The organism is Pseudomonas sp. DR 5-09 (assembly GCF_001655595.1).
Lineage (GTDB): Bacteria > Pseudomonadota > Gammaproteobacteria > Pseudomonadales > Pseudomonadaceae > Aquipseudomonas > Aquipseudomonas pharyngis.
In genome coordinates, this window is sequence record NZ_CP011566.1 from 2,848,553 (window position 1) to 2,870,860 (window position 22,308).

At 56.4% G+C, this 22,308-nt stretch carries 20 protein-coding genes and 2 pseudogenes; 8 read left to right on the forward strand and 14 right to left on the reverse strand.

Annotated elements, in window-relative coordinates; all coding sequences use genetic code 11:
• The first annotated feature begins 20 nt into the window (after positions 1-20).
• Positions 21-617, forward strand: coding sequence for a LysE family translocator (locus PDR5_RS12625; protein ID WP_064595853.1), 597 nt, complete (start codon positions 21-23; stop codon positions 615-617).
• Positions 618-630: 13 nt separating this feature from the next.
• On the opposite strand, the gene PDR5_RS12630 is transcribed toward PDR5_RS12625, so the two are convergent.
• Positions 631-1,941, reverse strand: coding sequence for a PBS lyase (locus PDR5_RS12630; RefSeq protein ID WP_237233835.1), 1,311 nt, complete (start codon positions 1,939-1,941; stop codon positions 631-633).
• Positions 1,942-2,186: 245 nt separating this feature from the next.
• On the opposite strand from PDR5_RS12630, the gene PDR5_RS12635 reads away from it, so the two are divergent.
• The 3 genes from PDR5_RS12635 (at position 2,187) to PDR5_RS12645 (ending at position 3,924) form a co-directional block, all read left to right on the forward strand.
• Complete coding sequence (locus PDR5_RS12635; RefSeq protein ID WP_064595856.1) at positions 2,187-2,894, forward strand: class I SAM-dependent methyltransferase; 708 nt, start codon at positions 2,187-2,189, stop codon at positions 2,892-2,894.
• A gap of 115 nt (positions 2,895-3,009) precedes the next feature.
• Positions 3,010-3,705, forward strand: coding sequence for a tRNA (adenine(22)-N(1))-methyltransferase (locus tag PDR5_RS12640; RefSeq protein WP_064595859.1), 696 nt, complete (start codon positions 3,010-3,012; stop codon positions 3,703-3,705).
• Positions 3,706-3,759: 54 nt separating this feature from the next.
• Positions 3,760-3,924 carry a DUF2986 domain-containing protein gene (locus PDR5_RS12645; protein WP_064595861.1) on the forward strand — a complete coding sequence of 55 codons (165 nt, stop codon included), beginning with the start codon at positions 3,760-3,762 and terminating at the stop codon, positions 3,922-3,924.
• Between the two features lie 27 nt (positions 3,925-3,951).
• Here the strand turns inward: PDR5_RS12645 and PDR5_RS12650 are convergent, their stop codons facing one another.
• The 6 genes from PDR5_RS12650 to PDR5_RS12675 all read right to left on the reverse strand — a co-directional run bounded on the left by PDR5_RS12650 (position 3,952) and on the right by PDR5_RS12675 (position 9,226).
• Positions 3,952-6,330 (reverse strand): DUF3772 domain-containing protein, encoded by a 2,379-nt coding sequence (locus PDR5_RS12650; RefSeq protein ID WP_064595864.1) that lies wholly within the window; start codon positions 6,328-6,330, stop codon positions 3,952-3,954.
• 117 nt (positions 6,331-6,447) lie between these two features.
• Positions 6,448-7,137, reverse strand: a complete 690-nt coding sequence (gene arsH / locus PDR5_RS12655) for an arsenical resistance protein ArsH (RefSeq protein ID WP_064595868.1) — start codon at positions 7,135-7,137, stop codon at positions 6,448-6,450.
• Positions 7,138-7,148: 11 nt separating this feature from the next.
• Positions 7,149-7,619 (reverse strand): arsenate reductase ArsC, encoded by a 471-nt coding sequence (locus PDR5_RS12660; protein WP_064595871.1) that lies wholly within the window; start codon positions 7,617-7,619, stop codon positions 7,149-7,151.
• Positions 7,620-7,628: 9 nt separating this feature from the next.
• Positions 7,629-7,976 carry a metalloregulator ArsR/SmtB family transcription factor gene (locus tag PDR5_RS12665; protein WP_064595873.1) on the reverse strand — a complete coding sequence of 116 codons (348 nt, stop codon included), beginning with the start codon at positions 7,974-7,976 and terminating at the stop codon, positions 7,629-7,631.
• 118 nt (positions 7,977-8,094) lie between these two features.
• Positions 8,095-8,715, reverse strand: a complete 621-nt coding sequence (locus tag PDR5_RS12670; RefSeq protein ID WP_064595875.1) for a LysE family translocator — start codon at positions 8,713-8,715, stop codon at positions 8,095-8,097.
• Between the two features lie 43 nt (positions 8,716-8,758).
• Complete coding sequence (locus PDR5_RS12675) at positions 8,759-9,226, reverse strand: metallophosphoesterase family protein (RefSeq protein ID WP_064595878.1); 468 nt, start codon at positions 9,224-9,226, stop codon at positions 8,759-8,761.
• A gap of 181 nt (positions 9,227-9,407) precedes the next feature.
• On the opposite strand from PDR5_RS12675, the gene PDR5_RS12680 reads away from it, so the two are divergent.
• On the forward strand, positions 9,408-13,550 hold the full coding sequence (locus PDR5_RS12680; RefSeq protein WP_064595881.1) for a hypothetical protein: 4,143 nt from the start codon (positions 9,408-9,410) through the stop codon (positions 13,548-13,550).
• A 185-nt stretch (positions 13,551-13,735) separates the two neighbouring features.
• Here PDR5_RS12680 and PDR5_RS30495 read toward each other — a convergent pair.
• Both PDR5_RS30495 and PDR5_RS29285 read right to left on the reverse strand, forming a co-directional pair.
• Positions 13,736-13,831, reverse strand: a pseudogene (locus tag PDR5_RS30495) (DUF6124 family protein); the annotation flags it as partial.
• A gap of 10 nt (positions 13,832-13,841) precedes the next feature.
• A pseudogene (locus tag PDR5_RS29285) lies at positions 13,842-13,943 on the reverse strand (metallophosphoesterase family protein); the annotation flags it as partial.
• Between the two features lie 272 nt (positions 13,944-14,215).
• On the opposite strand from PDR5_RS29285, the gene PDR5_RS12690 reads away from it, so the two are divergent.
• The 3 genes from PDR5_RS12690 (at position 14,216) to PDR5_RS12700 (ending at position 18,389) form a co-directional block, all read left to right on the forward strand.
• On the forward strand, positions 14,216-15,748 hold the full coding sequence (locus PDR5_RS12690; protein ID WP_064595887.1) for a hypothetical protein: 1,533 nt from the start codon (positions 14,216-14,218) through the stop codon (positions 15,746-15,748).
• 360 nt (positions 15,749-16,108) lie between these two features.
• Complete coding sequence (locus PDR5_RS12695) at positions 16,109-16,684, forward strand: hypothetical protein (protein WP_064595891.1); 576 nt, start codon at positions 16,109-16,111, stop codon at positions 16,682-16,684.
• 382 nt (positions 16,685-17,066) lie between these two features.
• Positions 17,067-18,389: a hypothetical protein gene (locus PDR5_RS12700; RefSeq protein ID WP_064595894.1), complete on the forward strand. Its 1,323-nt coding sequence runs from the start codon at positions 17,067-17,069 to the stop codon at positions 18,387-18,389.
• Between the two features lie 308 nt (positions 18,390-18,697).
• On the opposite strand, the gene PDR5_RS12705 is transcribed toward PDR5_RS12700, so the two are convergent.
• From PDR5_RS12705 to PDR5_RS12725, 5 genes are all read right to left on the reverse strand, one after another.
• Positions 18,698-19,060: a DUF6124 family protein gene (locus tag PDR5_RS12705; RefSeq protein ID WP_064595897.1), complete on the reverse strand. Its 363-nt coding sequence runs from the start codon at positions 19,058-19,060 to the stop codon at positions 18,698-18,700.
• A 452-nt stretch (positions 19,061-19,512) separates the two neighbouring features.
• Entirely contained in the window at positions 19,513-20,430 is a 918-nt protein-coding gene (locus tag PDR5_RS12710; RefSeq protein WP_064595900.1) for an AraC family transcriptional regulator, read from the reverse strand.
• Between the two features lie 81 nt (positions 20,431-20,511).
• Entirely contained in the window at positions 20,512-20,769 is a 258-nt protein-coding gene (locus tag PDR5_RS12715; protein WP_039773158.1) for an Atu4866 domain-containing protein, read from the reverse strand.
• Between the two features lie 19 nt (positions 20,770-20,788).
• Entirely contained in the window at positions 20,789-21,163 is a 375-nt protein-coding gene (locus PDR5_RS12720; protein WP_064595903.1) for a hypothetical protein, read from the reverse strand.
• Between the two features lie 177 nt (positions 21,164-21,340).
• Entirely contained in the window at positions 21,341-22,105 is a 765-nt protein-coding gene (locus PDR5_RS12725) for an SDR family NAD(P)-dependent oxidoreductase (RefSeq protein WP_039773162.1), read from the reverse strand.
• Between the last annotated feature and the right edge of the window lie 203 nt (positions 22,106-22,308).

Sequence of the window (22,308 nt, forward strand, 5' to 3'; positions counted from 1 at the left end):
TTTGATTCGGGAGTCCTGTCATGGAATCGTTGCTGCCTTTTCTGCTGTTTTCCTTCGTCGCCTCGATCACCCCGGGGCCGACCAATATTCTGGTGATGAGCCACAGTTCGCGGCGCGGTCTGACGGCCACCGTGCCGATCATTTTCGGCGCGTGTGTGTCGGCGGCGCTGGTGGTGTTGGTGGTCGGACTCGGCGTGGGGGAAACCTTGCTCCGTTATCCGCGAGTACAGCAGGCCATGGCTTGGGCCGGGGTGTTGTGGCTGAGCTGGCTGGCGTGGCAGATCTTTCGCAGCACACCGCCATCGTTGGAGTCTTCAACGTCGAGTGACGAAGGCTTCAACGTATTCGGCGCCGCCGGCCTGCAATTGATCAATCCCAAGGTGTGGATGATGGCCGTGGCGGTGGTGAGTGTGTTTGGCGGCAACGGCGACGACAGCGCGCGGATGCTGCTGTTGTCGGCGGTTTTTCTAATGGTCTGCCTGCCGTGCATGACGGCGTGGGCACTGCTGGGCGTGGGCAGTGCGCGGTTCTTTGGATCGCCACGGGCATTGCGGCGCATGAATGCCGGGCTGGCGTTTTTGTTGTTGCTGTCGGCCTGGTTGGCGGTGTTGGTGTAGATCGGTTCAGATATCAGTCGGTAAAGAGCGCAACCCTGTCACTCTGGATAAGGCCGCTGGCGGCCAGCGCTCTGAGCCGTTGCACCAACGCGTTGCGCTGGTCTTTTGAGGTGACCGGGTCGACCGCCTGATACTGACGATCGCACCAGAGATCCACCTGCCGCAGCCAGAATGTCTCGATCACGGGTTCTGCTTCCAGCCGTTTCAACAGATAGGCGACCTGCTGCCAACTCGACATCAAGTGCAAGATCGCCCGGCTGCGTTGCGGGGGCAGGTCATGCCATTCGCAATCCAGTTTCGCGGCGACCCCGGCATTCAGCGCGGCCCAGGGCTGCTTGTCTGTTAGCGCGTAGGCGGCGAGGTACACTTTTTCCGAAGAATCACCCAACGCCCCGAGCATCAGCGGCAGATCTTCGTCGCCCAGCAGGCGAACCGCAGCCTGCCGCACAGAGGGATAGATCGAGCTCAGCGCTTCAGTAAGCCAGTGCTTCTGGAGTCTGATTTCCAGCTCGGCAGCCAGGCCCAGTACGCCAAGCCATTCGCGTTTGCGGGTGGGGAAATCCTGACTGAGTCGCTGCGCCAGTACCTCAGGTGCATCGACGCCGTGACGAGGTGCAGCCCAACGCGCCAGGCTGCGGATCGAGGGCGAAGGATCGAGTAAAGCCATCCGCAACAGTTGGCCTGGATCATCAGACAAGGGAAGGAGCGCGCGGAGTATGTTGACACGCACCTTGGCACCCGGCCGCGACAGGGCCTCAATCAGCAAAGGCGAGGCCTGCGCTGGCGATAGATCCTGACAGACCGACACCGCAGCTAGCCTTACAGTCAGCTCCCGATGGGCCAGGGCGCTACGCAGGAGTCTCTCCGGGTCGAAATCCGTTTCCAGCAGCAAACTGAACAGGTAGCGCGCGGCTTTGCCTTGCCGCGTGAGAAAGTTTGCGAAAACCTCATCGCGGATTTCCGGTGATTGAAGAACAGTGCGTGCGGCGGTGTAGGTGGGAGCATGGTCAACCCGCTGCCGCGCCGCCAGCGCCATGATCGAGTCCAGCGCATACAGCAAGGCAGGCGCCTGAGCGGGGTTCAGGTAGTTGTTCAGCCCGGACAGCGCCAGATCGCGAATCTGCGGCACCCAATCGTTGAGTCGTTCTATCAGGGCTACAAGCGCTTCTGGAGAACAGTCGCGAATGAGTTCTCTCACGGCGACTTCGCGAACGAAGCCATTGGAGTGGTTGCTCAGCTCTATCCATGTACCGCTGCCATTGGCACTTGCTAGCAGTTCCAATGCTTCGTTGCGCCGATACTCCGCCCATGTGTACTCGGTCACGGGTTTGTTCCTGAGCCGGTCCCACCAGTCCTTTGGAGATGTCACGCATTGATCCTTTCTGTAGTCGCCCGGGTGCAGGGTTGCCACTTTACTGATTTTGCGGTCGCAGGCGTAACTGTCATTTCGTTCCTGCACGGCACAGGATGCCTTCCGCATTCCCGACAGGAATGCACCGCATAAAATCAATGAATTTCTATTATCAATTCTCGTGACGTAGGGTGCTTCAAGGACACGGAGAAACTACCTTGAACGCTTCCTCTACTGAAAAATTCGACACCTCCCGCGCCAATGAATATGGCAAGCAGAGCCGCATTGCGCTGGCGGGCTATGACGCTTGCCATGACCTTGCCGCGTGCATGCTGGCGGCTAGCCTGGGTAATGCCGGTTCGGCGCGGATTCTGGCAGTTGGAGCAGGCGGGACAGCTCAGGAAATAGTCGCGATGGGAAATCTAGAGCCAGGTTGGCGATTCATGGCGGTTGACCCTTCCGAGCCGATGCTGGCGGCGGCGACCGAGCAGTTGCGGTCGCATGACTTGCTGGCGCGAACGGATCTGCATCTCGGGCCGGTCGATGATTTGCCTGCCGATGAGTCATACGACGCCGCTACGGTGATCGGGGTTCTGCATCATCTGGAAGGCGATGAGGCCAAGCGAGTGCTTCTGCAATCCATTCGGGCACGTTTAAAACCGGGTGCTCCGCTGATCGTGGCCGGCAATCACTACGCCTATGCGAGCCAACCGTTGCTACTGGAAGCGTGGGGACAGCGCTGGCGCCAGAACGGGGCCAGCGCCGATGAGGTGAAGGCCAAACTGGGGAAAATTCTTCAGGGCGCCGATCCTCCGCATTCCGAAGCGGCGGTTCAAAAGCTCTTGCATGAAGCCGGGTTCGGCGAGGCCACCCGGTTTTTCAGCAGTCTGTTCTGGGGCGCGTGGTTGACGCGTCGAGTGCGTTGATCCGGGGCCAGCGACGAATCCGACCACACGCATTTGAAATCCCAGCCGTTGCCCCCCAGAATCGCGCCCCGATCCGGCCACCAGCGCCGGGCGTTCAGAGTGAAAGGGGTTGCGGTTGAACGAACAGACATTGTCCATGCGCCTGGAGCGGGTGGCGGCGCAGGTGCCCGCCGGTGCGCGGCTGGCCGATATCGGCTCGGATCACGGTTACCTGCCAGTGGCCCTGATGCGCCGTGGCGCGATCGCGGCGGCGGTGGCGGGCGAGATGGCCGAGACGCCGTTCCGTTCGGCGCAACGCACCGTGCGCGACAACGATCTTGAGCAGCAGATCACCGTGCGCCTGGCCAATGGCTTGATGGCCGTCGAACCGGAAGACGGGATCACGGCAATTACCGTGTGTGGCATGGGCGGTGAAACCATCCGCGACATCCTCGAAGCCGGCAAGGCGCGCCTGAGCGGTCGCGAACGCCTGATCCTGCAACCCAACGGCGGCGAGCAACCGCTGCGCCAATGGCTGATGGACAACGACTATCGAATCCTCTGTGAGGAAATCCTTCGGGAGAACCGCTTCGACTACGAAATCATCGTGGCCGAGTGGGGCGGGCCGGTTTCCTATACCGCCGAGGAGTTGTACTTCGGGCCGCTGCAGTTGCAGGCGCGCAGTCCGGCGTTTGTCAGTAAGTGGCAGCACCGGCTGCGGCACAAGCAGCAGACGCTGGCGCACTTTGGACGGGCTCGGCATGCCGTTTGTGAACACAAGGTGCAGGAGCTGACGCAGCAGGTGCGCTGGATTACTGACGTGCTGGGGTGAAGCAGGCCCAACGCTGATATCATCCAACAACTTTCAAGCAGGCCAAAAAACACCATGAACCGTCAGAAAAAACTGCAACAGCTCTTCAAGGAAAAATCCAGAAAGGCCAACGCCAAACTGGCACCCAAGAGCAACAAACCGAAGTACATCAGCAAGGCTGATCGCCTGAAGCTCGAGGCGCAAGCGGCTCCAGAGTCGATTGAAACCCCTGAGGCCTGATCAGGCAGGCGCGCAGCAGGTTTTACCTCAGGTACTCGACGGCTTCGCCAGCTCGATTCCCGCCGCCCCCAGCCGCTTGAGAATCTCGAACAGCAAATCACTCTTGGTCGTCCCGACAATCCTCGGGCTCGCCACATACCCGGTCACCGTCAACGTAATCCCGTCCGGCGTCAGCTTGCTGAAGCGCACGAATGGTGCCGGTTTTTCGAGGATGGTTTCGTGTTCCTTGTAGGTGTCGAAGAGCAGGTTCTGCACCTGTTCGGGGTCGATATCCAGCGGGAACATCAGCTCCAGCGTCGCCACGCCCTGGGCGCTGCCGCCGAGGGTGACGTTGCGCAGGTTCTGCGAGATCAGTTGCGAGTTGGGCACGATCACGATCGAGCGGTCGCTGAGCTGGATCTCGGTGGCGCGCACGTTGATCCGGCGGATGTCGCCCTCGACGCCGCTGATGCTGATCAGGTCGCCGACCTTGACCGGGCGCTCGGTGAGCAGGATCAGCCCGGAGACGAAGTTCTTCACGATCTCCTGCAAACCGAAGCCGATGCCCACCGACAGGGCGCTGACGATCCACGCCAGGTTGGTCCATTGCACACCCAGCGATGACAACGTCAGCAGAATCACCACCGCATAACCGATGTTGGAAAACAGCGTGCTGAGCGAGGCGCACATGCCCGGGTCCATGTCGGTCTTGGGCAGGAACTCGTTGTCGAGCCAGCGGCGCAGGGCGCGGATCAGGTAGATGCCGATCAGCAGCGCCAGCACCGCGTTGAGCAAATGGCCGGGGACGATGTTCAGTTTGCGCAGACCGGCGCCGCCGAGGATCGTGCCGATGTTGGTCGCCAGCTGGCCAAGGGTGGTGCCGATCCCGCCGACGAACAGAGTGATGACCGCCAGCAGCAACAGCGCGGCTCGACCGAAACCGGCCAGCAGCGTTGAGGCCTGCTCAAGGCGTCGGTCGCCGACCCCCAGCAGCTGTTTCAGCGCCTTGCCGCTGGAATGGCGGGGTGAGAAGAAATACTCGCAGCTGTCCTTGAGCAACTGCATCAGCAGGTAAAACCCGGAAAACACGATAAACGCCCACACCAGTTCATAGGTGATGAACCGCGCCAGCGATACGTAACCCGTGAGCAGGGCGCCGAACGACAGCACCATCGCCAGGGTGGCAACGGTGTAAACCACCCCGGCGAAGGTGTTGCCCGCCACTTGGCTGTCTCCGGCTGCGGCCAGTGTTTTGCGCACCCTGCCGACGCGCATCAGCAGCGTGGTGACGATACCGAGCACCGCCAGCGCAATGATGCCCCGGCCTGCGAGCACAATCTGACTGCTCATGCCGGCGGCATTGCTGACTTGCACCGCCGTCACCAGCACCAGCAGCGTCGCGGCGAGAATCCGCGCGTAGGGACGCAGCGCGAGCGCCACCGGGTCAGCCACCGCCGGCAGTCGCCAGGACGGGTGCTCGGTCGAGAGCAACGCGCGGCTGAGCCCTGTGATCAGCACGCAGGCATAAACCACTTTCCCGAACTCATCGGAAAATGTCGCCAGCATCGGCGGCAACGGCACGTGACGGGTGCAGGCGTAATAGAGCAGTTGCAGGGCGATGGCGGTGGTCGCGAGAGTCGCCAGCGCCGAGGCGAACGCCAGCGAACTGCGGCGCAGTCGACCCTCCGGCATGCGGTGAATGCACACCCACGCCAGCCAGCGGTCGGCCAGCCGCCGGCCCAGCGTCCAGACGACGAAGGCCAGCACCACCAAGAGGGCGGTGTAAAAGCGCTGACCCGGTTGCCAGGCTTCGGCGCCGGTCTGTTGCACCTGTTCGACGAAAGAGCGCAGACGCTGGCGGTCATCCGCCGACGGATTGACAAGGGGAGCCCAGAAGCCAGGATTCAGAATGCTGTGGGTGCTGAGCGTCAATTCGCTTTCGAGCAACGTGCGGCGGATACCGGCGATCTGGGTGATCAGCTCCGTGGCGTTTTGCTTGAGGGTGGCAAGGTTCTTCAGCGCCGTATCGACTTTGGTTTTCTGCTCGATCAACGTCGCCCGCTGCGCCGCGATATCGGCTTGTTCGGCAGCGACCGCTTCGGCCGGCGCGGCCCCCAGTACGCCCAGTTGCACGGTCAGTTGCGCCTGCTGCGGCAACAGCGAGGCCGACAGCCGATCGATGTCCAGAATGAACGTCTGCACCCGGTCCTGGGGGCCTTCGAGCTGGTTGTAATTGTTGGCGGACGAGATCTGCTGCTTGAGGCCGTCGAGGCGCAGTTGAAGGGCTTGCAGATCGCTTTGCGTGACGCCGGGGAGCGGGGCGCCGACATCGGGCGTGCCGGGCAGGTCGGCGGCCGACACCATCGAGACACCCGGACAGAGCAGCGTCAGGGTGATGAACATCAATGACTTCAATGCATTACGCATGGGAATGGGCGGTTCCGGTTGATCACACAAACATTGAGGTTAGGTGATGGGGCCGGAGGGCGCGGAAAAGTTTCGGTGACCCGGGCGACGGGCCACCGTTCGCGGCGTTGCGGTTATTCAGATCGAGCGCTGATTGACCCGCTGCATCAATTCCTCCGCCGATTCCTTGCGCTCGGAATAACGATCCACCAGATCCGGCCGATCACGCAGCAACAGCGTGAACTTCACCAACTCTTCCATCACGTCCACCACCCGGTCGTACAGCGCCGAGGGTTTCATGCGGTTGCCTTCGTCGAATTCCAGATAAGCCTTGGGCACCGACGACTGATTGGGGATGGTGAACATGCGCATCCAGCGGCCCAGCACGCGCAGTTGATTGACCACGTTAAAGGACTGCGAACCGCCGCAGACCTGCATTACCGCCAGGGTCTTGCCCTGGGTCGGACGCACCGCGCCGAGGGCCAGCGGCACCCAGTCGATCTGCGCCTTGAACACCGCCGACATCGCGCCGTGGCGTTCCGGTGAGCACCAGACCTGGCCTTCCGACCATTGCATCAGCTCAAGCAGTTCCTGGACTTTCGGGTGATCGCCCGGCGCATCGTCCGGCAGCGGCAGGCCGGAAGGATTGAAGATCCGCGTCTCGGCACCGAAGTGCTCCAGCAGGCGGGCGGCTTCTTCGACCAGCAAACGGCTGAAGGAGCGCGGGCGGGTCGAACCGTACAGCAGCAGGATGCGCGGCTTGTGCGCGCCTTCGTCACGCGTGGTTGTTTGAACCAGTGAAGGATCGAGGTTGGGCAAATCGGTCATGTCGGCTCCGGTTACAGCGTGCTGATGCGGTCGAGCTCGCGCTTGAGGGCATCACGGTCAAGTTGGGCGAAGGGCAGGGCGAGGAAGGCCCGGCAGCGGGTTTCGATTCGGGCGAGGGTGGCGCGGAAGGCGGCATCGATGGTCCGTTCATCGCCGACCACATCCGATGGATCTTCCAGCCCCCAATGAGTTTTAAGGGCCGGGCCGAAGTACACCGGGCAGGCCTCACCGGCGGCCTTGTCGCAGACGGTGATGACGATATCCGGCGGGTTGTCCTCGAAGGCCTCGTTGCCCTTGCTGCTCAACCCGGCGATGGAAATGCCGGCCGCCTGCAACGTGGTCAGGCTGCGCGGCAGCACCTGGCCCTTGGGGAAGCTGCCGGCGCTGACTGCTTCGAAACCGGCCGGCGCCAGATGGTTGAACATCGCCTCCGACAGGATGCTGCGGCAGCTGTTGGCGGTGCACATGAATAGAACTCGCATTTTCGATCCTCAGCAGCAGGCAGACGTATTGAGCGGGCGATCGCCCATGGCCGCCAGCCGTGCGCTGTTTTCTTCCAGCCAGGCGGTGTTGGCGGCCAATGTGGTTTCAAGCAGCGTGCGAATCCATGTCGGCAAATCAGGGTTTAGCCGGTAATAAACCCACTGGCCCTGACGGCGATCCAGCAATAGACCGCAGGTGCGCAATTGCGCGAGATGGCGGGAGATTTTCGGTTGACTGTCGTCCAGCGCGCAGACCAGTTCGCAGACACACAACTCACCTTCACGGGTGATCAGCAGCGTGGCCCGGGCGCGGGTTTCGTCGGCAAGGCATTTGAAAACGGAGGCGGGGGTGAGCATGACGATGCCTTCAGTACATATGGTTGTCCGAATATACGGATATCCATATGTAATGGGCAAGCCTCGAGTTTGATGGAGGTGGCAGCTCTCGACCGAAGATTTGTTTAGCGCAGGCGCTTCAACGCTTGCTGAACGCCAACCGCGCAGCAAACAACACGAAAATCATCCCGGTGGTGCGATCCATCCAGCGAATCACCTTTTCCCGCCGCAGAAAACCGGACAGTGGCTGCGTCGCACCAATCAACACCAGCGACCAGATCAGCCCGAGCACCACATGAATGCTCACCAGCCCGAATGTCCACGGCACCAGCGGCTGACCTTGCGGAATGAACTGCGGCAGAAACGACACGTAGAAAATCCCGATCTTCGGATTCAGCACGTTCCCCAGCATGCCCTTGAAAAACCAGTTCGCCCCCGGCTTGCCGTCGGCTTCGGCCGGTGCCAGCGAGCGGCGAGGGCGCAGCAGCATGTTCAACCCCAGCCACGCCAGATACGCCGCGCCGCAATACTTCAACAGGTTGTAGGCCAGCTCCGACACCGCAATCAACGCCCCCAACCCAAACGCCACCGCTGCGCCCCACAACAGACAACCGGCATTGATCCCCAACGCTGCACGCAACGCCTGCTGCTTGCCTTCGACGGTGGCGGTGCGCAGCACCAGCGCGGTGTCGAGACCGGGCGTCAGGGTCAACAGCGTGGCGGCGAGGGTGAAGGCGAGGAGGTTGTCGGCGATGGACATGGCGCGTGGGTTCCCGGTTCTGGATGCGGGAACGGTAGCGGTTTCAGGCGGGGGTATCCAGCAGGGAAATCAGGCGCGGTTCGATGCGGTCGGGTTGTATCTCGAGGATCGCCAGCGTCACCGGCAATTTGAAACGCCGAGGGCCGGCGCTGCCGGGGTTCACGTAAAGACGGTCATCGCGCCATTCGATGCGGGGTTTGTGGGAGTGGCCGGTGATGATGAGCTTGATGCCCGGATCGAGATCGGCTGGGACATCGGCGATGTCGTGGACGAGGAGGGTTGGCCAACCGTTGAGGGTGAAGGTCAGGAGGTCGGGGAGGTTTTCGGCCCACGGGCTGTTGAGATCGTTGTTGCCGCGCACGGCGTGGACCGGGGCGATTTTGGCCAGTTGGGCGAGGATGTCCGGGTTGCCGATGTCGCCGGCGTGGATGATCTGGTCACAGCCCTGGAGCGCGGCGAGGGCTTCGGGGCGGAGGAGGTTGTGGGTGTCGGAGATTAGGGCGGTTTTCATGGGAGGCTCTCCGTTGAAGGCTTGGGTCTGAATGGCTGGTTTCGGTCATAGTCGGTCATTTAGGAGAGCCATGAAACGACCCAAATGGGTCAACGAAGCTGGCCAATATCGCCTAGAGTCAACTTTTTAGATAACAGTACAATATTTATAGGATCCGAAATTATCAGATGGAGCAGCACGTATGCCAACGATCGACTTCACCAACATTCGCAGCGCTCCAAAAAGCAAAAATGACAGCTTTGAAGCTTTGGCTGTGCAGCTTTTCCGCTTCAGTTGCGATGCTCCCGAGGGCTCAAGCTTCTACAGCCTCCGGGGTGATGGTGGAGACGGTGGTGTTGAGGCGTATTTCCGCTCACCAAATGGAGACGTGTTGGGAGTACAGGCAAAGTATTTTTTCCAGCTTGGTGCCAAAGAACTTGGGCAAATAACAAAGTCGGTCACAGCGGCCCGCCTGAACCATCCAACCCTTTCAGAATACTGGATCTATATTCCGTTCGATCTAACTGGAAGAGTCGCGGGAGGCGCGCGCGGGCAGGGTGAGGTCGAGCGATTTGAGAGTTGGAAGGAGGAGCTAGAGCAGCGAACCGAAGCTGAAGGTCAGCGCGTCAATGTCACTTTGTGTAGCGCTACAGTGATGCGTGAACAGCTCCAGCGCTTGGATACGCATGGAGGCATCCGTCGTTACTGGTTTGACGATTCTGTACTTACACCGATTCAGGTTCAGCAATGCCTTGACCAGGCTCGTGAGTTTGCTGGTCCGCGGTACATGGGCCAATTAGACGTGGTGACCGATGCCCATGACATCCTGGATTTCTTCGGTAGCACTGCTGATTTTTCAAACTGGCGACGCCAGACATTTTCCCCAATCCTAAGCGAGCTAAGATCACTGCGCGGGCGCACGGATGACGTTTTCGATCACTTCGGCAAGGACAAAAAAGCAGAAGCAGAGAAATTGCTTGAACAACTGTCGTCACAGTTAGCTGAGGTTCGGCAGGTCGAGAAGCCGGAGCAGTCAGTCACCCAAGCTTTGAAAACGGTTATTCAGCTACAACCCATTTTGCTCCTAGCAAAGGAGAGTCAAGAGGCGGCGTTTGCTCAGCAACATGGTGCCGAAAGTGATACCCCTAGTTTTCGGCAATTCAATGCTGAGTACATGTGCGCTTTTCCCGCCGGGGCTATGGACGCGGCAAGAAAGCTTTTTCAGCTCAATCAATCCGTGGAAAAGACTCTAACCTGCCCCCAAATGAGCGTTTCAGAGGGCAACTCGTTGCTTCTCGTCGGACCGGCAGGTGTCGGAAAAACCCACGCAATAGTCAGCGCGGCCTATCGGCGTTTCGCAGAAGGTGCTCTGTCCCTCGTGGTGTTTGGAGACGATTTTGATGGTGGCGAGCCTTGGGAGACCATTCGAAGCAAGCTTGGTTTTGGTGCTCAAATTGGACGTGATGATCTGTTCCAGTGTTTGAGCACGTCCGCCGAGCACTCAGGCCTACCGTTCGTTATCTTTATTGATGCGCTGAATGAAAGTCGTGCTGCTGCCCGTTGGAAGGCAAAGCTACCCGAACTGATCCAGCAGTGTAAGCCATACCCTGGCGTAAAAATTTGCGTATCTGCTCGTGATACTTATAAAGACCTGGTTACTGATTCCAGATTTCCAGGCTATGCATTTGAGCACCGAGGGTTTAACGGGCAAGGAGTCGAAGCACTCCAAGCGTTCGCTGATTTTTATGGGCTTAATTCAGAAATCACTCCTCTTTTCTCGGAGGAGTTGAGCAATCCGTTATTCCTCCATTTGGCATGCAAAACCTTGCAGGAGGAGGGTTGCGATACGCTCGATGTATCTTTGCCAGGTTTTTCTGCCTTGCTCGAACGGCACCTCAAACATAGCAACGTCGCGGTCAAAGAGCGACTAGGCTATTCAAGTCCGAAAAATTTGGTCCGCCAATCGATGCTGAGTCTGGCGCAAAGGCTCACGAGTGCATCAGCAAGTGATCGGCTTTGGGAATCCTGCGCTGCCGGCCTCCGTGACGTAGTGGGTCCGGAACTCACACCTGAAGTATTCATTCGAGAGCTTCAGCGTGAAGGTCTAGTCATACTCACTGAAGGAACCGATGACACTTGGACGGTTAGGCTTGGATACGAACGATATGGCGACGTCCTTCGAGCCATTGCGCTGGTAGATGGTCACACACATGAGTCTGGTGAACTCGATGTGAAAAAGTTCGGCGCCAGCTTGGCCTCGCTTCCGTCTGGGGACAGAGGCTTGTTGGAAGTGCTCGCGGCGGTACTTCCCGAGAAAACGGGAATTGAAATCGTAAATCCCGATATTGGATTGAACGCGGAGCTAGCCAACCGACTGTTCGTGCACGGATTAGCGTGGCGCTCTAGCAAAAGTTTCGAAAATAACGGACTGGAAGACGAAATCTTTGCTGCACTGAAGCTGCCGGGACTTTGGGAGGACTTATACGAAGTCTTTGTAAAAGTCAGTTTGGTGCCTAACCATCGTCTTAACGCAGAGCTATGGCTGGATAACTTCTTGACACGTCAGCCGTTGGTAAATAGGGATGTTTACCTATCACGTGCAGCGTTCAAGTCATACGATAATAATGGCGCGGTCAAGTCCCTGCTGAATGCTTCTCTGACCGCTGACATTATGCGATGGCCAAGTGAAAGCCGACGATTAGCTACCATTGTTCTTGGGTGGCTGACGTCTTGCGCGGACCGTCGCGTTCGCGATCAAGCATCGAAAGGGCTGGTGCGTTTGATAGTGGCTGACCCTCCGCTTGCATCTGGATTTGCGAGAAATTTCCTGGCGTCCGATGATGATTACATTCTTGAGAGTGTGACTGAGGCCATATATAGCGCATGTTTGATCGCGCGCGCGGAGCGTCCCGCATTCATTCCAGCCCTTCGTGTACTGGTCTCTTACGGATACGACCGAGCAAATGTGATCATTCGGGATTCGATTCGGATGCTCGCGGAGTTACTCAAAGATCACGGTATCGATGAGCCGTTGAGAGAGCGGTTGGGGTGTTTTCCGAGTAAAAGTCCGGTCATACAAGCATGGCCGACGCTCGTGGATGCCAAGCCACTTCTCGATCTGAAGCATCTTCCCTCAGATATGAAGCTTTGGGGCTCAAACATTGGGCCTGATTTTTGGCGGTATCAGGTGGAGGGGAAGGTCTCAGAGTTTGATCTAAAGGCTGCTTCGGTAACGAAGGAAAACATTGCCTGCTGGATTATGGTCGAGACCTTGAGACTCGGGTTTCCTGGCTACAAGGAAGGAGCACTGAATTATGACAGAGCCTTAAATAGTGAGTTTGGCTCTGGCCGTGCCCGAGCGGGCTATGCCGAACGGCTGGGCAAAAAATACTACTGGATCTCACTCCATCGATTGCTCGGGGTCCTTTCAGATCACATTCAGCCATGTGCGTCATATCAGGGCACTGTGCCTGGACCAGATCATTACTGGTCAGTAGATGTGCGAAAGCGTGATTTAACCGACATGAGAGATGTGATCTCCGAGAGGATCTATCCCGACAGCATCCTGCGCCGGCGCGAGTACACTTTTCCTTCTCATGAAAGCGATGTAAAAAAATGGGTAAAGACAGATGATTTCGCGAAAAACGAGACCCGCTTATCTTGCACAGATTCCAACGCTGTAGTGTGGATCGCACTACAGCGTAATGAAGCCGCCAACGATTTGGGTGAAGATGATGCGTGGACAACGCCGTATCTCTCATTTGATGTTTTCTACACGTCGGTATTAGCTGATGAAGAGGTTTTTGGTGCGACATCCTACGATCGCATCGACCGAGCTTTCTCTGATCATGCGAGCTGTTACAGAAGCTTTTTAGGGGAGTACCCGAACGGCACCGCTTTCAATCAGTTTGTGGAGGAAGGAACGACCAACACCCACTGTGATGGGATGGCACGCACAATGGTGACACTGAGCAGGGGCCGCGAATGGGAGTATGAGTTTACATCTGAGACTGATCTGCCAAGTCTAGATGTGCCGTGCCAAGATATTGTTAAGACATTGGGGCTCAAATGGGACCAGCAACGTGGATGGCTCGATGAGTCTGGTTCCCTCATTGCTTTCACCTCAGGTCCCTACCGCAACAATGCGTTGTTCATACGCAAATCGGCACTGGATTCATTCTTGGAAGAAACAGGGAAGAGCCTGCTTTATAGGCGATTCGCGAATCGTGGTTATATTGATCATCGAGGGCACACTGGCTCACAAGTCGACCTTCGTACCTACCTTAAATACATTCCAAAAGATGGCTTTGTGGTGGTGCATGAGGAGTCGGAGTTGTTCGAGTAATGGCTCATTTGTTGGCGTTGTCCTACGGCGAAGGCCAGAGTTTGAAGGACAATTTGAATGGACTCTGATTTCTAGACGCTTTTGACAGGCTGCTTTTGGCCGAAAGCTGCCCATTCCCCATGGCAGCTTTGGCCAGTGCTCATTCCCTCTGCCGTTGCGTTTTATCCGCCCGCAGATGGCAGCGTTTAGCTCTTCAACTCAACATGATCCAATGCCTGATTCACCGCCAACTCACTCAACATCACCAAATGCGCAATCCCGACTGCGGTCTTGCGACGGGAAAGAAAAGGGGATGTCCGGGTTGCCGATGTCGCCGGCGTGGATGATCTGGTCACAGCCCTGAAGCGCAGCGAGGGCTTCGGGGCGGAGGAGATTGTAGGTGTCGGAGATCAGGGCGGTTTTCTTGGGGGGCTCACCGTTGGTGGTTCGGGTGGGATCGGCTACTTTTGGCCAAAAGTGGCTGTTGCAGATGTCTCCAGATTGCTCTTCCGTGCTCAGTAGCCAGCTCACTGGCATCCACTGTCACGGGGCATGCTTAGAGCGACTTTAGTCGCTGTCGAAAACGAAAATTAATGCAGGTAGTATACAGTGGCCTTGTGCCATTTTTTTACCAAGGCTGCGCTATACCTCTACTTCTCCCCGCTACCCTGGAACGGTGACACGCAATGGATGCCAGCATTCAGAAGATTGAACTCTACGGCCATGCCCTCGAAACACCACAGAGCAAGCTTGATACAAATCTGATCAGGCAAGCATTCTTGAAGATTGCCTCGACGTGGTCGCGGAAAATCAATGCCGGCTTCTACGACCTGTTTTCCAACCTGGATAGCCTCTATGAAGACGGCGACGATCTGGCACATGAGATCCGCTCCCAGGCGATAGGTCAAAGTATCAAACTCACCGTGGCCCACGGAATCTACGATATCGACGAAGAACGCTTCTATGACGCGTTCATGCAGCGCTACGATTCATGGGATGAAGACTTCGGCGTATTGGCCGAGCAATACGAGGCCATCGTCGAGCGCTCTGCCGAGCTGGATGCGCATCGCACCAATCGACGCCGTGGGCGCCGCCAATGGGTCGGCTACGGTACAGAGAAGGCGGTGTACGATGCCGACGCGAAAAACCTGATGTCCAACATTGGTCATGGTGTATTCAACCTGATGGCCAAAGGGGTCAGCGCACTCGGCGACTCGTTCAAGAAAGATGAGATTTTCAAGAGTCCGGCAACGGTCAAAGCTTTCGCGGACGGTGCCAGCAATATCGTCAATGCAGCCTATTTGGCGACGCTCGATGCAATCAATGCCGATTCTCCCGGAAAGCTGCATGCTTACTCGAAGGACGAAATCAGAAAATCCCAGGCGATCACCGAAAATATTGAAAAAGGCCTGATACCCGACGATGCCTTGCTTCCGTCGGCGATCAAGGCGATCAGTGCTTATCCCTACAACGAACGGATCTACCCGATCCTGCTGCGCAAGTTCGGCGGTGATCAAGGGCGGCTGGACGGTGTCGTGGAGTACTTCGGTATGGGCGGGCTGCTCAAGGAAAAACAAGCGCTGATCCAGGAACAATTGCGCCAGAGTGACCTCAGCACAGTAGAAAGTTTCAATGCCAGTCGCCACGATATCGAGCGCTATGCGCAATTCATCTGTTATGAACGTTTCGACGAAGACTGTGAGCGAGTGATCGAGAAAATCGTGGCGCGCGAAACGCAGGCAAACTCGCCGTCTGGTGTTACACCCGCACTACCAGACGCAGCAACGCACAGTATCAGCGGGTTGAACGTGGCGACCGCCACCCAAGGTTTCAGGTCCAATGCCGACCACAAATTCTACGTGGCGCCGGACTTGCCGGCGAAGAAGATTTTGACATTTGAATCCAAAAACGCGTTGAACATTGCCAAGGACAAAGTGGCTTTCTACTTTGACGAAACCGTGTTCGGCTCTGGCGACAAGGGCGTATTGGTTGATCTTGAATACGTCTATGTGCACCTGCAATTCAAGGAGTCTCATCGCGTGGCACTTGCTGATATCGCCGACGTTAGCATCAGCGGTCTGATGAATAAAAAGCTGACAATAGCCAAACGTGACGGAACGAGGGTGGATGTGGTCCTGACCCAAAGCAACAAGGGCGCGACCAGTCTGAGCGAGGCAATTTTGGAGATGGTGCGGTTAAAAGGGGCGACGGGGAACTGATTTATCAGGTCGATAAACTTGTTGGCATGATGTTTTTGACACTATGAGGTAGCGGCTGTATGCGGCACCTCGTAAAACAGTTTATAGGACCAGAAAGGGAACCAGAAATGGCCTCGGAAAAGAGGACTGATTGATTTTCTAAGAAAAAATAAGTCCCGTTTTTTCGTTCTCTGAACAGGAACGCAGAAAAGGCTTTTCCTCGCCAAAGAGCTGGACATCCTACCCGCACGATGGATATCGCGCCTCTTTGAATGAGCAGTTGTGAAAAAAGTCGCCCAGTTGCACCGAAAGACTCGCCGTAAACGCGCGCCGGGAAGTAAACGTCACTGATTTTAACGTCAACACAACGAGGGAACGAAGATGGTCCAGCCTTGGCTTCACAACGCAGAGCAAGCATCCACATTATTGCCTAACGGCAAACGCCTTTTCCAAGCTTACGCCGTGTTGCTCAACTTCGCGTGGCAGAACGACTGGACTGGAGCCTGCCATGACAGCTCTGCGATCTTGTTCATGGTGCTCAGTGAAATGGGTTTTTCGCCAAAAATCGTTACTGGTGAGGTCAAGGCATCAGCAGGCACCTTTGACCATTCGTGGGTTGAATTGGATGGGAAAATTTATGACGTGGCCGTTGGTTTCCCTGGCGAGGAAGGGCATCACGTTGGGCCATCAGTATTTGCATCATTGAATCTGGATACGGGCGCGCCTACGGAGCTGCTGTATGGCGTCCGCTCCCCCAACGGCCTAGACGATGTTGGTCTGTTCGTGGCCGCGTCCAACCTGGAGCAATATTCCGCTGCGCAGCCAGGTGGCTCAACGATTTGGGATATCACGCCCCATGTTGGTGCCGCGTGTGGTGTGAAATTGCGCAAGTCAGACTTGCGTAGGAAGTACGGAAAAGTGACTCGCTTGGTGCGAGGTCAAGAAACTTCGATTTGATCACGGAAAAAGGGCGCATACGGGCGCCCTTTGTACCCGATGCCGGTGACTGGAACTCCCTGTTTTCGCGGGGGAGACGGAGTGACCGCTTACGGCCAATATTCGCCCTTCGTGAAGAGCTGAGTTAGACTGCGGATCCAATCGGTATATGCCGCATAACTAAATTTTGAATATTGTTGTGCTATTCATTCGCAATACAGTCTTTTTGACAGGAAAATATTTCTCATGCACGCAATGATTTCCTCTGATGAAAAATTAGCCAAGAGTTAAAACCACAAGCGGTTTGAACGTAGTCTGAATTCAGATGCGGTTTCTGGCGCGTTCGATGTAAGTTTAAAACGCAATTTTTGACATAAAATCAGCAGTATCTCAAGGAAGTGACATGATTGATTTCGAACATATGCGCGGATCAGGTGAATTTAAAAAGCATGCATTGCCTTACCTGCTTGGTGCCACTAAGCGCTTCTTTGGTGGGTCGGTAAAATTTGACCACAACCCTATCAATACAATAAAGCATCAATACGGCATCGATATACTCGAAAACAAAAAAAGAGGGGTCTATATCGTTAACAGTACCTGCGCAATCGTACTGGGACGAGTACTTGATGGAAAAACCGTAGTGGCTGCCTTCTCACTACAAATTACTAACACCATCTTTACCGGGCTTGAAAGATTGCTTAACGTGTTTGAAGGTGTCCTCGCTATTACGCTCAGCCATAGCGTGAAAGAGAAATTCTCCCTAAAGCCCCATCAATTTGGCGACGAATTACTAGAATTGACAATATCTAAGTTTTTTAGCAGGGGGCACTACGACTACCGGAAATTCAAACAATTAGTTGAACTCTTTCATAAGCTTGCAAACTCACGATTCGAGGGTCGCAATTTTACTACTGGACTTGTTTTAACACGATCATTTTACGCATATGCCAACAAGCGAGAGCATACTAGGGCCGGAACCCTGCTACCCCTTAGAGAGGTGCGAAAGCTTTCCCCAATCGACCCTATAGATAAACGCTTCTGGTACCTAGCAGACGGTCAAACGTCCTATTTTCTCGCTAACTCATCATTAGAGGTTGCAAACGCGTTCCTCGCAAACTCTAGCAGACAAGCGCTGGCATCATTTGTAGATGACTACACGTTGAGCAAAACTATCAAGGGTGGAGACGCGCTATTCCGAGTCACTAGTCAATCCGAATACTCCATTACCGGTTCCGAAGGTATTGAATTTAATTTCAAAGAGGGGCAGTGGCGAATCCGGAGTCTCACACAAATAGCGAACCTAATAAGGTCAACGCTTAAAGTTAAGGAGGAGTTTGTCCAAAGTCTTCTTTATTATGTGTTTTACTTGGCTCGCCGTAGACTGAGCTCAATCATATGGGTTCCCTTGGATGCCACCAAATTTGACGATTTATTATTGTCACAGAACTCGCTCACTACTGCTCCTTTTTCCTTGCTTGATGAAAAGCACACTCAAACACTTATTAGACTTCTTTCCAGTGACGGAGCGTCTATTTTTCATACGGATGGTACCCTTCTATCCTATGGTTCCGTTATTGATATTTCGAAGGTCGCCATAAACGGTGTAAAAGGGACTGGTGAATCAGTAGCATCTATACTTGCAAAAAATGGACTATCTATAAAGGTATCTCAAGATGGCACAGTTAAAATGTACTCTGCAAACAACACCAATCCCCTTATAATTTAATATTATTTAGATTTGAGGCTTCCAGGCTGCATGCTAGATCGCTTGAGCTCATAGAGTGCTCTTGGCAACTTAGAATTGGTGGATTTCGCTAGTACCTGAAGCCAATTTTGCTGAAAGCATCCAAAACCAAGTGATTTTGCTAAACAGAAGAAGTGGCTGCCACCCCCCATGAGGGTGGCAGCATTAAGTGCTAAGCAGCCAGCAGCGAGCGTCCACTACTTGTCGAGAGCTGCCATTTCCCATGGCAGCTTTGATCAACGCTCACTACCTCTGTCGTTGCGTTCTATCCGCCCACAGAGGGCAAACGCTTAGCTCCTCACCTCAACATGATCCAACGCCTGATTCACCGCCAACTCACTCAACATCACCAACTGCGCAATCCCGATCGCGGTCTTGCGATGAGCAGGCTCCAGCGTGGCCGCAAAGTTGTTGAGCATCTCGCTGGCCGATCCCAATGACTCACTGGCATTGGCCAGCAGGGATTCGGTGTCGTAGGCCGGGTTGGCCAAGTACATGGGGTCGTGTTTGTGGTGGCTGCCCATGATCCGTTGCTGCGGAGTGAGGTAGTGATCGAGGGCGCGTTCGGCGGCTTCGTTGAGGGTTCGGGAGTCGGGGAATTTGTAGGGCGAAACCGGATCGGTTTCTGGTGGGTTGGGTGTTGGTTTGAACATGGATGAATCCTCTAGCGCGATTACCAAAAGGAACCATCACCCTTCGCTACCAAACGTTGGGTGGCGGCCATACGCGGGTTGGTAGACCGGTCGCACTAGAACCCGGCGCCCACGAATGAGCCCCACGCATGACCACCATGAAATCCGAGCCCCGAGAAAGGGCTGCACACGGTGACGCCATGAGTCTAGAACGAAGCGGGCTACCAAACCCGATCACTGTTTTTCAGTGACCCGGAAACGATAAAACCCGCGTCCCAGACGCACAAGCCGGCGGATTCTGGCGTAGTCGTAGGTAATGACGCAAGGCGTTGTAGCCTTGAGGAAGTAACGCTGAGTGTCTTTAAACAGCAAAGGCCAAAGCCCTTAAACAACCTCCGATGGTTCCTTCAATAACCGGTGTATTGGATCTTTCCCCGGCGCTCTGCTGCCCTGGACTGGCTCCGGCTAGGAATTCAAGCAGGATTCCGAACCCGGCTGGCATCTCTGGAGGGCGGGCACCCGAACTGGCGACTGTATTCCCGGCTGAATTGCGACGGGCTTTCGTAGCCCACTCGATAACAGGCGCTCGCCACATCCAGACCTTCGCCGAGCAACAGCCGGCGGGCTTCCTGCAGGCGCAGTTGTTTCTGATACTGCAGCGGACTCATGGCTGTCACCGCCTTGAAGCGATGATGCAATGTGGAGTTGCCCAAGTTGGCGACCCGGGCGAGTTCTTCGATGCGCAAGGGTTGGGTGTAGTGGTTGTTCAACCAGTCGATTGCCCGTGTTACTCGCCGTGTTTGCGAGTCGCCGAGGGCAAGCTCATACAGACGACGGCCGTGCACACCCCGCAGGAGGCGGTAATACAACTCGCGAAGGGCGAGCGGTGCCAGCATGCCGATGTCTTTCGGTGTTTCCAGCAGCCGGACCAGCCGCAGCATTGTTTCCAGCAGGGGTACATCGACTTTCTCGAGGAAAAGGCCAAGCTCCGGCTCGTCCGGGACGCCCGCCGGCGGAGCGTCGGCGATGACCTGAGCGATTTCCGTGGGCTCGAAATCAAACCGGATACACAGGTAGGGCGCCTCCGGGCTGGCTATCAGCACGCGACCGGACACCGGAAGGGTGACCGAAACCACCAGGTAGCTGAGCGGGTCGTACAGGTAGTGGTCGTCACTCAGGCCGATTTCCTTTTGTCCTTGCACGATCAGGCAAAGTGCCGGTTTGTGCACGGTATGGATCAGCTCCGAAGGTGAATCGAAACGGATGACATGCAGGGGAGCTATGGCGGTCTCATAGATCCCGGGTGTGGTAAAGCGTTGCGTCAGCAGGCGAACCAGTTCGTCACGGTAGACCGCTGTGTTTTGAAGGATGAAAGCATCGCTCTGTTCCATTTCAAGGCTCTCACAAGTGTTCATGAGCGTCTGCCTGAAGGTTTTCAGGCAGACGATATTCACCCGACATCATCAAAGTACTCATTGCCGATAGAGGATCATTCCGGCGTGATACAGCACGTCGTCATGAAAGTGGCCATCAGCGGTGAAGCCGGTGTCGTCCCAGTACTGGATGTAATCACCGACCAGTTCGTAGCGGCCCTGATAGGCGCTCTTGTTTTTACCACGGGCCTCGTCGTAACGACCAGTCGTCAGAAGCTCATGACGGATGAATCCATCCGCGGTGACCCACATGCCTGCGTAACGATGGTCCTGAGTGGTTTTTTTGGCATCTTTCATCACTTTTCCCCTCGGATGTTCAGACTGAGCCGATACGGCCCAAAGCCGTGCGATCAGAGCCGTTTTCGGCAACGCGAAAACCCGGAGTGCGATCACTGCCACCTTCAGTTACGCGCATGCCGGGTGTACGGTCCGAACCATCTGCGGCAACGCGGAACCCAGGAGTGCGATCACTGCCACCTTCAGTTACGCGCATGCCGGGCGTACGGTCCGAACCATCTGCGGCAACGCGGAACCCGGGAGTGCGATCACTGCCGCCTTCAGTTACGCGCATGCCTGGAGTTCGATCAGCACCGTCAGCGGCCAGGTACAGGCTGGTCGAGGAAAGGTTGATCGCGCAGGCCACCATCGCGCCGATCACCAGTGAAAGGGAAAGCCGTTTTGCGTTTTTCATTGTTCAGTCCTCATTGACGTTGTTCATCTGAGCGGCCTGCCGTGGCCTGTGTCTGCATCCGTTGCGTGCTTTCAGATTACGTAGCCGGGCGCAGCGGTGTTAGGACGAAACTGCCGCAGATTTGCCTGATCCTCTCGGGCTGGTCGGGCATGTCGTGCGGCGCGTTTGTGCTGCGGCTCAGCCGGCCGTGACAGTCATGCCGCCGTCGGCCATGACCACCGAACCGACCATGAAGCTGGCCCGGTCCGAGGCGATGAACGCGACCACTTCGGCGATTTCTTCCGGTTGGGCGGCGCGGCCGATCGGCGCCGCTTCGCCATGTTGGGCGAGAAAGGCAGGGCCATCGTCGACCACATTGTTGAGGATATTGGTCACCACATCGCCGACACCGACAGCATTGACGCGGATGCCGTGGCCAATGACTTCAAGCGCCAGGGTGCGCGTCAGTTGGGCCAGCGCGCCTTTGGAGGCGGTGTAGGCGGCAATGGTGGGGAAGGCGAAATAGGAAGCGTAGGACGCGATGTTGACGATCGATCCGGACTTGTTGGGCATCATCGCTTTGACCGCCTCCCGGCTATGCAAAAAGGCCGCCGTGGCGTTGACCGCCTGAATGCGTTCCCAGTCTTCGCGGGTCATGTCGATGACCAGTTTGTTAATGATGATGCCGGCGTTGTTGACCAGAATGTCCAGCCGTCCGAATTGCTCGACGGCCAGGGCGACCGCGCGTTCGGCTGCCCCGTCCTGAGTGATGTCGGCCACCAGGGGGATCAGGCCGGGGCGGGCCAGTGCTTCCACCTCAGGGTTTATATCTTCAGCAATGACCTGGGCGCCGCGGGCATGCAGCAGCAGTGCGATGGCCTTGCCGATGCCACTGGCCGCGCCAGTGACCAGAGCGACTTTACCGGCCACTTCGTTTGGGGTGCTGTTCTTGAAGTCGGTCATGATGTTCTCCAGCGTTTTTGATCGAGTAGGGATAAGCCGTGTTGGCGCCGGCGAGGCGCTTTCATCGGCGACGGGCCTACTGTCTCGCAGCGAGGCAAAGTCGGCTTTCGTGAGATTGCCCATGCTGTCGGGGTTTTGCGCTGAATGTCAGTGAGGGAGGTTCGGCGCTCGATTCAACCCACGGGAAAAGCCCGATATCATCG